At 45.5% G+C, this 12,603-nt stretch carries 11 protein-coding genes; 3 read left to right on the top strand and 8 right to left on the bottom strand.

Annotated features, from left to right (window positions below):
* Positions 1-129: 129 nt before the first annotated feature.
* Positions 130-3,021: a pyruvate, phosphate dikinase gene (locus GX089_14915; GenBank protein ID NLP03784.1), complete on the top strand. Its 2,892-nt coding sequence runs from the start codon at positions 130-132 to the stop codon at positions 3,019-3,021.
* Positions 3,022-3,081: 60 nt separating this feature from the next.
* Here GX089_14915 and thpR read toward each other — a convergent pair whose 3' ends face one another.
* Positions 3,082-3,621 (bottom strand): RNA 2',3'-cyclic phosphodiesterase, encoded by a 540-nt coding sequence (gene thpR / locus GX089_14910; protein ID NLP03783.1) that lies wholly within the window; start codon positions 3,619-3,621, stop codon positions 3,082-3,084.
* Positions 3,622-3,732: 111 nt separating this feature from the next.
* Between thpR and GX089_14905 the strand changes: the two genes are divergently transcribed.
* Positions 3,733-5,310 carry an NAD(P)H-hydrate dehydratase gene (locus GX089_14905; protein NLP03782.1) on the top strand — a complete coding sequence of 526 codons (1,578 nt, stop codon included), beginning with the start codon at positions 3,733-3,735 and terminating at the stop codon, positions 5,308-5,310.
* Positions 5,311-5,437: 127 nt separating this feature from the next.
* Here the strand turns inward: GX089_14905 and GX089_14900 are convergent, their stop codons facing one another.
* Genes GX089_14900 through GX089_14870 form a run of 7 tightly spaced genes read right to left on the bottom strand, consistent with a single transcriptional unit; the run spans position 5,438 to position 10,717 of the window.
* A complete protein-coding gene (locus GX089_14900; protein ID NLP03781.1) occupies positions 5,438-5,659 on the bottom strand; it encodes a T9SS type A sorting domain-containing protein in 222 nt (73 codons plus the stop codon).
* A gap of 49 nt (positions 5,660-5,708) precedes the next feature.
* Positions 5,709-5,888: a hypothetical protein gene (locus GX089_14895; GenBank protein NLP03780.1), complete on the bottom strand. Its 180-nt coding sequence runs from the start codon at positions 5,886-5,888 to the stop codon at positions 5,709-5,711.
* A 53-nt stretch (positions 5,889-5,941) separates the two neighbouring features.
* Complete coding sequence (locus GX089_14890; protein ID NLP03779.1) at positions 5,942-6,160, bottom strand: hypothetical protein; 219 nt, start codon at positions 6,158-6,160, stop codon at positions 5,942-5,944.
* A gap of 55 nt (positions 6,161-6,215) precedes the next feature.
* Positions 6,216-6,971, bottom strand: coding sequence for a type III pantothenate kinase (locus GX089_14885; protein NLP03778.1), 756 nt, complete (start codon positions 6,969-6,971; stop codon positions 6,216-6,218).
* Between the two features lie 10 nt (positions 6,972-6,981).
* Positions 6,982-7,716, bottom strand: coding sequence for a biotin--[acetyl-CoA-carboxylase] ligase (locus GX089_14880; GenBank protein NLP03777.1), 735 nt, complete (start codon positions 7,714-7,716; stop codon positions 6,982-6,984).
* On the bottom strand, positions 7,713-8,582 hold the full coding sequence (nadC, locus tag GX089_14875; GenBank protein ID NLP03776.1) for a carboxylating nicotinate-nucleotide diphosphorylase: 870 nt from the start codon (positions 8,580-8,582) through the stop codon (positions 7,713-7,715). Before nadC ends, GX089_14880 begins: the two co-directional genes overlap by 4 nt.
* Positions 8,579-10,717 (bottom strand): hypothetical protein, encoded by a 2,139-nt coding sequence (locus GX089_14870; GenBank protein NLP03775.1) that lies wholly within the window; start codon positions 10,715-10,717, stop codon positions 8,579-8,581. The genes nadC and GX089_14870 overlap by 4 nt, the downstream gene beginning before the upstream one ends.
* Positions 10,718-10,929: 212 nt before the next feature.
* On the opposite strand from GX089_14870, the gene GX089_14865 reads away from it, so the two are divergent.
* Complete coding sequence (locus tag GX089_14865) at positions 10,930-12,555, top strand: glycosyltransferase family 39 protein (GenBank protein ID NLP03774.1); 1,626 nt, start codon at positions 10,930-10,932, stop codon at positions 12,553-12,555.
* Positions 12,556-12,603 lie beyond the last annotated feature (48 nt).

Here is a 12,603-nt window from a genome sequence, read left to right as displayed (position 1 = left end):
ATGAAATTGATTTTCAGGTGTTGATGTTAATGAATTTAACTTGAAAAGGTAATTAGTAGCATTTATATTCTACTGTTTTAGTTTACGTCACGATTTTTGTTCCATAAACAAACTGCGGAGGATAGCAAGATGCCAAAATATGTCTATTTCTTTGGTGGTGGTAGGGCAGATGGTAATGAGTCAATGAAAAACCTGCTCGGTGGTAAAGGAGCCAATCTTGCCGAGATGGCCGGGCATCCAGCCCTTAAGTTGCCGGTTCCCCCTGGATTTACAATCACCACTGAAGTTTGCACTTACTACTACGATAACAAGCGCAGTTATCCTAAAGAACTGAAGGGTCAGGTGGAAAAGGCTCTGAAAAACGTAGAAAAATTGATGGGGAAAAAGTTTGGTGATACCAAAAACCCGCTGCTTGTTTCTGTAAGGTCAGGAGCCCGCAAGTCCATGCCGGGAATGATGGATACGGTTCTCAATATTGGTTTGAACGACAAGACTATCGAGGGTTTGATTGCCAAAACCAACAATCCAAGGTTTGCTTACGATGCATACAGACGGCTTATCATGATGTATGCTGATGTGGTGATGGAGAAAGCGGAAGGCCTTGAGCCCCATGGCGGCAAAGGGATCAGGAAAACTCTTGATGAGATGATGGATGAGATCAAGAAGGAAAAGGGCTATAAGAGCGACACGGATCTGACAGTTGATGAACTGAAGCATCTTGTTGTCCTCTTTAAGCAGAAAGTAAAGGAAGTGCTGGGTCATCCGTTCCCCGAAGATCCTTATGATCAGCTCTGGGGTGGTATCGGAGCTGTGTTCATGAGCTGGAATGGAAAACGCGCGGTTGAGTATCGTCGTATCGAGAGAATACCGGATGAATGGGGAACCGCTGTAAACGTTCAGAGCATGGTTTTTGGAAACATGGGTGAGGACAGCGCAACTGGTGTTGCTTTTACCCGCAATCCCGGAACCGGAGAGAACAAGTTTTACGGTGAGTATCTGACAAATGCTCAGGGTGAGGACGTTGTTGCCGGTATCCGCACACCTGCTCCAATCAACGACTATTCCAAGAACGAGCAGAGCAGGCATCTGCCCACTCTTGCAGAGAAGATGCCTGGAATCTACAAGAAGCTCGATGCTATCCAGAAGAAGCTTGAAAAACATTATAAAGACATGCAGGATATTGAGTTTACCATTGAGAACGGTACCCTTTACATGCTTCAGTGCCGTGTTGGTAAACGCAATGGAGTTGCCGCTGTACGCATGGCTACCGAGATGTACAAGGAGAAGCTCATCAATGCAGAGACTGCTGTGATGAGAGTTGGTCCCAACCAGCTTGTTGAGCTGCTTCTGCCGATGATCGATCCTGCTGCTGAGAAAGCTTTATCACCCATTGCCAAGGGACTTCCGGCGGGTCCTGGTGGTGCCAAGGGTAGAGCGGTTTTCACCTCTGAGGCTGCTGTAAAGTGGGCGCAGAATGGTGAGAAGGTGATCCTTGTTCGTGAAGAGACTTCACCGGAAGATGTTGACGGGATGCACAAGTCACAGGCGATTCTGACCTCAAAAGGTGGTATGACATCACATGCGGCTCTGGTGGCAAGAGGCTGGGGAAAATGCTGTGTGGTAGGCTGTGCTGATATCGAAGTGGGTGAAAATTCGTTCAAGACCAAATCCGGGAAAGTAGTTAAAGAGGGTGACTGGGTCACTATAAACGGAACTAAGGGCCTGGTTTATGAGGGACAGTTACCGCTGATCGATGTGGATCTTGAGCATAATACTTCCTACAATGATCTGATGAAGCTCTGTGACAGGTTCAGAGTGCTGAAGATCAGAACAAATGCCGACACTCCCAGAGATACCAAAAAAGCAATTCAGTTTGGAGCCCAGGGTATCGGTCTTTTCCGTACTGAGCATATGTTTTATGGTGAGGGTAGTGATAAGCCGCTTTTCCTGCTGCGCAAAATGATAATGAGCAGCACAAAAGAGGAAAGGGTAGCAGCACTGGACCAGCTCTCAGCTTATGTCAAGAAAGACATCAAGTCGACCATGGAAGTACTCAATGGTCTTCCTATCACCATCCGTCTCCTTGACCCGCCGTTGCATGAGTTTGTTCCTCACACCGAGGACAAACTTGCGGCTATAGCTGCTGAATTGAAAGTCAGTCTTGCTGAAGTCAAGAAAAGAGGGGAAAGCCTCAAGGAAAACAACCCGATGCTCGGACACAGAGGTGTACGCCTGGGAGTGACCTATCCTGAAGTTTCTGAGATGCAGATAAGGGCGATTCTTGAAGCTGCCGGAGAGCTGATTAAAGAGGGAAAGAAGGCTTTCCCTGAGATCATGATCCCTGTTACCTGCGCTGTTAATGAACTCAGCAACCAGAAACAGATCGTGGATAGAGTATATGCTGAAGTTTGTAAAAACCTTGGGCTGAGGAAAATTCCTTTCATGTATGGAACCATGGTTGAGATTCCTCGTGCTGCTCTTACTGCCAACAAACTGGCTGATGTAGCAGAGTTCTTCTCTTTTGGAACCAACGATCTTACACAGATGGGTTTCGGGTTCTCCAGAGATGACATCGGAAGTTTCCTGCCCGATTATCTGAATTCCAAGATTCTTCCTGATGATCCTTTCCAGACAATAGACCAGGAAGGAATCGGGGAGCTTATCAGGTTTGGTATCGAGCGTGGCCGCAGTACACGTCCTGAATTGAAGGTCGGTATCTGTGGTGAGCATGGTGGTGATGCCGAATCAGTCAAGTTCTGTCACCGGGTCGGAATGAACTATGTTTCCTGTTCACCGTTCCGTATTCCGATTTCCAGACTGGCTGCTGCTCAGGCGGCTGTGGAAGAGAGGACTGCTTCCAAAGCACCTGCCAAAAAGAGCGCCAAAAAGAGCGCTAAAAAAGCATCCGCAAAGATATCTTCTTCTGCAAAAAAAGTAGCTGCGAAGGCTAAGACTGCAGTTAAGAAACCTGCGAAAGCTGCTAAGAAGGTAATGTCTAAGAAGGCCGCCAGAAAAAGGTAAGCTTTCTTTAGAGTAGTAATTAAAAGGCAAGATTCGCTAAATGCGTTTCTTGCCTTTTTGTTAAGTGGTCAGATAGAATGTGGCTTGCTTCTGATGGTAAGCACCCCTTTTGCTCAAATAGCTGCGATATAGATGAAATTGTGACACTGCAAACAGTTCTGTTGAAAACAGGCTGTTTTGGGCCATAAAGAGCGCTATTTTTTCCAATGGCGGTTCATTGAGACGGGCAATTGTGATGTGGGGATGAAACCGGCGCTGCTCAGGGGCGATTCCGATGGAGTTCAAGGCGCGTTCGATTTTGCCCTGCAATCGGAACAGTTCCGGATTTTCTGCGACTCCTGCCCATAGTATCCGTGGATGTCTTCTGGGTGGGAAGTAACCGACCCCCTTAAGTGAAAGCTCAAATGGTGGCATTGAAATCGTTTTCAGAACTGCTATTATCTGCTCTTCCATGATGTTGTCCACTTCCCCAATAAAACGGAGCGTCAGGTGGATCTGAGAGTAGTCAACCCATTTAGCACCGGGAATTGCCATATAAAGATCTTCGATATCGTCTTTAATGCGCTCCGGTAGATCGATTGAAACAAAAAGGCGGGCCATTGGACCTCCATTGTTATCGAGTTGGCCTTATTTTTGCAGATTTCCCCAGAATATTATACCAGATCTATTTTATATACGTTTTTATCTCTGGAAAAGCAAAGGGCAGATTATATGATTCCAGTCTTGAAGGTTTCACAGATGCGGCAGATAGACAGTGATACCATAGGGGATAATGTAACCCTGGGATATTCATACATGTTGAAGGCGGGAATGGGTCTTCTGAATCTGGCCAGGGAAATGGTTCCGGATAACAGGTCCGGTGAGATCGCTATTATCTGTGGGAAAGGAAATAACGGTGGTGATGGATATGTGGCAGGTAGGATGCTGATAGATGCCGGATATAAAGTGATGTGCTTTTCGCTTTACAACACAGAGGAACTCAAGGGAGAGTGCAAAATCGCTTTTAACGAGTATATAAGCCAGAAAGGCAACCACCTGGTAATCAGTGATCCTGCGGATCTTTCCAACCTCTCCAGGTATAAGCTTATTATTGACGCGATGCTTGGGACCGGACTTCAGGGTGATCCTCATGGATTGTGTGCAATGGCTATAGAGGCTGTAAACATTTCAGGTGTTCCGGTTCTGGCAGCCGATACCCCATCGGGGCTCAACAATGATACCGGGATACCCGGTAATCCCTGCATAAAAGCCGCTGTTACTGTGACTATGGGATATCCCAAAATCGGGCTTTACTTTTACCCTGGGAGGTTAAATGCGGGGAAAGTAGTTGTTCAGGATCTTGGTTATCCGGAAGAAGTTGTAGGGGAGAAGAAGAACTGGCTCTGTTTCCCGGAACTGGAGGACATGGCAGGGTTTTTCCCGAAGAGGCACCCTGCCGGGTCCAAGTATGATCATGGAGTAGTACTGATGCTTTGCGGGTCCAGAGGAATGACAGGGGCAGCCACACTTGCAGCTGAATCGGCATTGAGAACAGGCTGCGGCATGGTTCATCTTGCTTCACCGGAATCTCTCATACCATTGCTTTCCGTAAAACTGACTGAGACAGTTCTTCATCCTGTCAATGAAACCGGAAGCGGAACAGCGGCTTTCAGTGCGATTGATCAGATAAAAGAACTCTCGATTAATAAACAAGCCCTGTGCGTAGGGCCGGGGCTTTCGCATCATGATCAGACTTCACGGCTGGTAAGAGAAATTATTAAAACAATTCCACTTCCCACGGTTCTGGATGCCGATGGAATAAATGCTTTCAAGAACTATACAGAGGAATTGGGAAATCATGCGGGAGACCTGCTGATTACTCCTCACAGAGGGGAGTGGCATCGTTTGTTCGGCAGCCTTCCGGAAGATCCCGCTGAGATTGTAGAAACTCTCAAGAGAAAGGCAAGAGAGTATCAGATGACAATACTGATGAAAGGAGCCCCTGTTATTATCGCCGGATACGACGGAAGTGCCTATATTCTTCCTTTCGGCAATTCCGCGCTTGCTACAGCGGGAACGGGAGATGTTCTAAGCGGAGTAATATTATCTTTGATGGCACAGGGGTTACCGGTTATCTCATCAGCAATTCTTGGGAATTACATCCAGGCAGAAGCTGGAACTCTGGCAAGTAAGCACTATGGTGAGCATTCTGTGATCGCAACGGATGTGATGGGTAATATTTTCAGAGTTATACGATCTATTTCGTATAACAAGCCAGTTTTAAAGCATAAACCGGTTCAATCAGTTTGAACCTGAATTTTACAATTTGAGTTCGTGTTTATTCAGCCTGGTTTTGATTGATGGTGATAGAATAAAAATGGACATCACGGACTGGAATGCAACCCGCAATGTCCACTTTACAGAAGCGCGGAAAACTCTATTCTTTAATTACAAATCTTCCCCGGAACATTTTTACACCGGTTTTTATCTGATAAAGGTATAGACCTTTTGTTAAATTCAGTCTGATCGGATCCCTTACTATTCTACCGGTAAATTCTTTATTCATGAGTAACTTGCCGTTTAGTGAATAGATTCTCAGTGAAGCCTTATTGCCTTCGGGATTGTTGAAAATGAGATTCCGTCCATTGATTTCTATCATCTTCCGGGAGAGATCTTTATTCTCAACAGATTGTGAGGATGCAAGGATGTCAAGATTGGACAGAATTCTGCCCCTCGTTCAATAAAGCTGACTTAATGGTAACCGATGATCTGGAAATACCCGATGAGGGAGGCAGAATAATGCTGGCCAGTGTTAAAGGATAATCCTCATCAACATCATCCTTTATGGCAATAGCAATTTTAAGATGTCTGCTTTTGGAATCTACCATTGAATTAAGTGTAGCGCCTCTCAGTGACGTCTTGATGCTACCCTGGCTGATGTTTACCTTCGAATATACTGGATTGAGAATTCACCTGCAATGAAACCCTTTAAATTGAATCTGATGATGGTTTCTTTCTGGTTTAGCAGATGAGGATGAATCTTTTTAAGCGCGACCTCACGGCCAAGCTTGCTGTCGATTGCAAGAAAAACCGAGGCCATTCCCCCGGAGTTGATTTTTCTGATTATCTGGTAGCGGAACGGTTCCTGATTGTTTTCCATTCTGGCTTATAAATTACCTTTTAAGGTTCTAAAGAGGCAACAAAGGAGATGTTGATCAGGGTGATTGTAAAATGGACATACCGATGAGTGTCATATCAGGGATATAAACAGTCTCGAAATTCACCAGTTTCTCAATAAGGGGCCAGGCGCCTCCGGTTGAGACAATCCTGAAATCTAAAGATGCAAAAGAGCCTTTATAAGACTCCACAATGTGATTCAGAGCTCCGGCAGTGCCATTTAATACCCCGGCCCTGATACACCACTCAGTTGATCTCCCCGGCAGAGAGAATTCCCCTTCCGGCATGATTTCAGGGAGCGCGTCTGTAAATTTATGAAGGCTTTGCAGTTGCATCAGGATTCCCGGAAGGATTGTTCCGCCCTTGAATTCATGATCAACCAGAAGATCCACAGTTATGGCTGTTCCTATACTTATAATAATGAGATTTTTCTCTGGAAAGACGGCGTTTCCGTAAAGCGCATGCGCAATTCTGTCTGCTCCCAGGCAGTTTATATTCTCATAGTCAAACTTTACCGGCAGTTCCGGATTATATTTGAACTCGATAACATTTCCAAAGGTTTTCCGCAGCATTCCGGCTGACCATTCCCTGGCTTTTCTTATCCCGCCAGCAAGAACGATCCGCCCGATATCACCATGGCCTTGCTCTTTAAGTGAGTGCACAGAAGGAAGCAATTGGTGTTCAATTTCTGAAGAGGGAAGATCCAGTCTGCTCATGCACTGCAGCTCTTCAGGGTCTATCAACCCAAGATGGGTTCTTGTATTTCCGATATCGATCGCGATTGTGTATGCCATTGCTCTTTATTCAGAGAAAGTTCAGTGTCCCGGAACCGACATAAATATAATCACTATCACGCCGTATACACAGCCTTCCATCTACTTCCACAGAATGCAGCACCCCCCTGACCTCTCCAATCTCAACCTCCGAACTTTTTCTGTACAGATGATCCAGGTATCTGATGTGAAGAGATATCTGGTCGGCGGAAAGGTTGATATGAAAGTTTTCCAGAATAGAGCGCAGGAGCAGGGTTCTGGAGATGGTTTGTCCGGTTTCGATAAGAACCGAAGTTGCCCTGTCTTTGATCTCAGGCGGAAAATCGCAGGCTTTGATATTTACATTTATACCAAAGCCAATTACCAGGAATTCAGGATTAAACAGATGGTTTTCCAGCAGAATTCCGCAGATTTTCCTCTCTGCCCAGTAAATATCATTCGGCCACTTGATTCCCAATGGAGAATCCGGGAATAGTTTCAGGATGGAATCGTGTATGGCAAGTGAAATTGCCCTGTTGAACTGAAAGTGTCTGCTCAGGTCTGAAATCGGCGTAATGATACTGACCCAGAGACCGCCGGAATGCGATGAGAAAAAGGAGTTTCCAAGCCTTCCACGTCCGGAACTCTGGCTGTCTGCCTGAATCACTGTAATCCCTGATTCGGGAATGTCCTCTAAAGACCGGCCGAAGAGGTTTGTTGAATCGATATTCTCGAGATGGATGAATTTCCGGACAAACGGCAGTCCATTGAGACAGTCGGGTCTCATCCTGCCTGCTTGATCACCAGGTGAATGTCAAGAGCCGGTGCACTGTGGGTGATAGCTCCCGATGAGATGAAATCGACCCCTGTGGCGGCAACTGCGGCAATATTTGACAGCGTTATATTTCCGCTTGCTTCCAGCTCTATATTGGAATGGTTTTTCCTGATATGTTCCACGCATGCCTTCATATCTGCAAGGGACATATTGTCAAGCATAATTCTGTCGGGCAAGTACTCTACTGTCTCCAGGAATTCCTCAAAAGACTGGACTTCCACCTCCACTTTCAGGTCTTTTTTATCTGACCTGAAATCTAACGCCTTTTTCAGAGCATTTGCCGGACCACCGCATCGTTTGACATGAGTATCCTTGATAAGGATCATATCAAAGAGGCCGAAGCGATGATTGAGTCCGCCACCGTGTAAAACAGCTTTCTTCTCAAGGAATCTCAGGCCAGGGGTGGTTTTTCTCGTGTCAAGCAGTTTCGTGCCGGTATGCTCGATAGCTTTTACATACTGGGAAGTGACAGTGGCAATTCCGCTTAACCTCTGCAGAAAATTCAGTATGATCCGCTCGCCTGCCAGAATCCCCTTTATCGGCCCATGCAAGATGCAGATCATCTTTCCAGGCGCGACCTGATCACCATCATTGCAGCATATCTCGATTTTTATTCTGCTGTCGATTTTTTGAAAGAGAGGCTCTATCAGGTATATACCCGAAAGAACGCCATGTGATTTGCATTTAATAACAGCTTCCGCCATATCACTGTCGGAAAAAACAGCTTCCGAAGTTACATCGCCTCTCTCATCGAGATCTTCCCGCAGTGCACAGGCAAGAAGGACATCCAGATATTCTTTTTCACTGTCGATTTTCATAAGAAACCAATCTGCAGACCGGCATAAAACTCCCAAAGCATATCTTCCGGTTCTGCGGTGTTGTTTAAATTGTCAATGTTATCCATAAAGAGTGCTTTTACTCCTGCTTCAATCGCAGTGTTGAGGAATAGCGGTTCTGTCAAAAGATATCCTCCGAATTCAGTGCCCCATGAATATATAAGCTTTCCTCCTGCAGGCAGGGTTTTCCCATGGAACTGCTGAATATACAAATCTCCGTATTTCAGAAATGGTATCAGTTCATTATTAAATCTGCACATCAGTTTGTATGAAAAATCACCTGATACATCGATACTGCTGGTTGAGTCTGTCTGAATCAGCCTGATCTGATGCTTTCCCAGAAAATCCTGTTTGTATTTAAAATCGATATCTATGCCTTTAAATGGATTGGAGTTAAAAGACAGTTGAAAGCCTATAGCCCGTCTGTCATTTGACAGGTAATTGTTCTGGGTTATAAGGGTATCAGATGTGGATGCGCTTTTGATGCGGTAACGGTTAAGGAGGTAATGTGAGTCAAACTGATGAGACATTAGTCTTCCGGTCTCACCGATAAAGCTCAACCCGAGTCCTGTCCTGTTAAAATTGCAGTATACGGTCGGCATTCTCAATATCAGCCCATCATTATGCGGCTGAAGCTTTTGAGCCAGTTCAAAAGAGAGCCGGAGCTTTATCTTGTGATTGGAGATAATATCGGAAGAAAAGTTGAATTCATAAATATGGGCGTTGGAAATGTCTTCCTGCGGATCAGGAACCAGTGTGCCGGATGAAGGTTGTTTAAAGTACCTGAAGTTTCCTGAATTGTCACGATTTTTATGCTGATCCAGGTCAAAATAGTATCCCAGGCCCAGGGAATACATGGATGGTTCCATGCTTAAGTAAATTCCACCGATCTGTGGATTAGTGACATCTGATAAAAAGGCTCTGATGCCGATTTCTGAGATTTGTACCTGACCCTTTACCCCTATCGGATGAAATATCTCCCGGGGGTCCTCATTTGTAAAATCGTTGACTATCAGCCCGTGGCCGAGAGTATAATTCCTGATCGAGCCTGCATAGATATATGTGGAATCTTTACCGATAAGTATATGCTCCAGTTTATCGAGCAGTCCTGCCCTGGACTTAAAGCCGTAATTTATCCTGTCCCGGTAATCTTCAGCAAATCTTAATCTGAGGCCAAGTGAAAATACCGGCAGGTTCAGGGATGGCTGGATCGTTAAAGCTGGATACCTCTTTCCATCGTAAAAACCGATATCAGTGCCTGCTGAAAGGATCAGTTTATTCGATGCGGCATAAACAGGTCGTTGCAACGGTGTATAAAACCTGGTCTCACTTTTTTGACTTTCGAGTATGATTCCGTAAATCCTGTCCAGGCTGAACTGGTTTTTGGGCATCTCCTGATCTGAAGGTTTGTTCGATTCTGGCGGCAGAGTCTGTGAGGGGGTGAGATGGCTTCCGGTCCCGTAATCCTCTGTGGGCTCGATTTTCATCGCCTCCATCTCATTTTCAATAAACTCATCACCAAAAAGGGATTTGAGAAGGGCTGTGTGCCGGTGGGTAATAAAGAGCGGAACCGCAGGTTCTTTACTGGGCAGGACCATTGTGGTCATTCCCGGATGCAGCTCTAAGCCTTTCTGATGAGCGATATTTCTTACGTAAACCAAACCGCCAAGAGAGTGGAATCCGGATTCTCCGGTTTTGATATCCGCGACCGTGGAAACCGAGCCGCTGTCCATTTCACAGACTGCGTTTGCCGTGTAAATTACCGTATGGCATCCTGATACGGTTTTCGTGTAAATTGCACCGCCAAAGAGAGTCAAATTAACTTTTAATACTGAATCCTGCTGGCTTGTTGTCGAAATATTCAGCAGAACCCTGGAGTTTGACCCTAAAATCACCTGGTTGTTATTTCCAAAAGTCAGGATAAGCCTTGTCTGGAAAAAAGTTTCCACAAGGTCATTGTCTGAGAGCTTTGACCCGCTTGAGATCTTTTCCCATTCCCTTTTATCAGGCCTCTGCACCTTTGCGTTGCCTGTAATAGAGTGCACCTCAAAGGTTTGTGCAGAGAGAAGGGAGGTAAAGATACATATCAGGAAGATGTATGCTTTTATTTGACTCATCAGCAGCCGGATTGGATAAATTCTGAACAAAGCTGTCTTAGCTCAAAATAATACCTTTCCAGCGGTCTGTAGTAAAGTGTTTTTCATTATATATATCCTGTAATCGTGCATTTTTGCAGCCATTTTAAAACACTGAGACAATGCGGGGCAGGTGAGAACCCCTGGTATTTTTGGGTCGACAGGGATTTTCTTTTCCTGTATACTCAGGATTGATGAAGGAAAGACCATATCTCCTGCGGCCTCTGCCTCAAGTACTTTTGATTCTGGGTGTCGCAATCCTGTGTTATTTCCCGTTTGCAAATAAGGCTCTGCATATAGATGCTGACATGCTGGTGTATACAGCCCGTCAGATAATCGAAAATCCTGTCGATCCTCCTCTGGGTGATTACGGGCGCCACATGGTTCTGCATGATAAAACTGAAATGCCTGAAACGAGTGTGTTTTTCCGCTGCGGCCACCCCCCCCTTCTTCCTGCAATTCTTGCTTGCAGCATTGTTCTCTTTGGTGACCGGGAATGGGTTTTTCATACAGTTCTGTTTGCGTTTTATGTTCTGGCCATTGTTTCTGTCTGGTACCTTCTGGGAATGTTTTTTTCACCCGGTTATCAATCAGCAGGTACTCTTCTGTGGACGGTTTCTCCGTCTTTGCTTGTAAACAGCCACAATGTGATGTGGGATGTGCCGATCACAGCACTGATGTTGTTGTCTCTTGTTCTTTTCCTTTACGGACTCAGAAAAGACAATGGAATCTTTATTCTGTTTTCAGGAATTGTCACCGGGCTGGCCGCACTTACCAAAACCAATGCCCTGCCGCTCTATTTTCTTTTCGGGCCTTGCCTGATTCTGAAGAGAAAATGGAGGTTTTTACTCCTTTGGTGCATTCCCGCAATATTGCTGCCGCTGATCTGGGTGGGGCATAATATCATTGTGTATAAAAAAATCCAGTACATTTCAATAGGGTGGTTTGGGTTGAGTCCCGGTGATGTACGGTACAGGATAGAGCGTTTTGTAAGCTATGCCGGAGGAGCATTGATACTTCCTGTGTTCTGGTACTGGCTGATGCTGGCCAGAAGAAGTTTTCGAGCCCTGGCAATCACTTCATCCATCGCTGTTTTCTGGGGTGTACTGCTTATTGTAGTACTGAAAGAACCGGTATGGCTTGGTCTGGCATATTCATTTTTTACTGCCAGCGGTATCTGGATTTTGTGGAAATCTGTTTTTGTAAAGATATCCGGAACAGGCGCAGAATCTTACGAAAGCAGACTGATAGGAGCTTATTCACTGTTGTACATAGGAATAATGATAATGCTTCCGTCAGCGATGGTCAGGTATATGCTGCCTCTTATTCCAGTAGGACTGATAGTGCTTGGTGAAGAGATCCGTTTTTTGAAGCATCGCAGATTATTCCTGTCATCTGCAATTCTTTTTTCCTTTGTCTTTTCCATAGCTCTGGCCTGTGCCGATTATTTTCAGAGTGATTCAGACCGTAAACTTCCGTATTTACTGAACAGGAAAGGGTACTATCCTGAGGATACGTGGTATTTCGGGCGTCTCTCCTTTGATTACTATCTCTCGAGGGCAGGATATCGCAATATCAGGATCGATAAGGATAGACCTCAGAAGGGGCACTATCTGGTGGAAAACGTGATACCGGGAGATTACAAGGCACGGGAATTCCTGCAGGGATTGACTGCTGTACCAGTCGATACAATTAACCTTTATAACTGGCCTGTGCGTACCATGGGATTCAAGGGCGGATTCTACGGGGCCGGCCGGATCCCTTATTCTGTCAAGTTCGGGGCTCCTCAGAAATCGTATTGCGTTTTTGTTTTGCAGTGATGATCTCTTCCATCGTCGGTATCGGTATCGGAATCGGTATCGAAATGT

The sequence above is a fragment of the Fibrobacter sp. genome, from assembly GCA_012523595.1.
Classification (GTDB): Bacteria; Fibrobacterota; Chitinivibrionia; order Chitinivibrionales; family Chitinispirillaceae; genus JAAYIG01.
The sequence above is the reverse complement of the archived record's forward strand: the minus strand, read 5'-3'. Positions and strand labels throughout refer to the sequence as shown.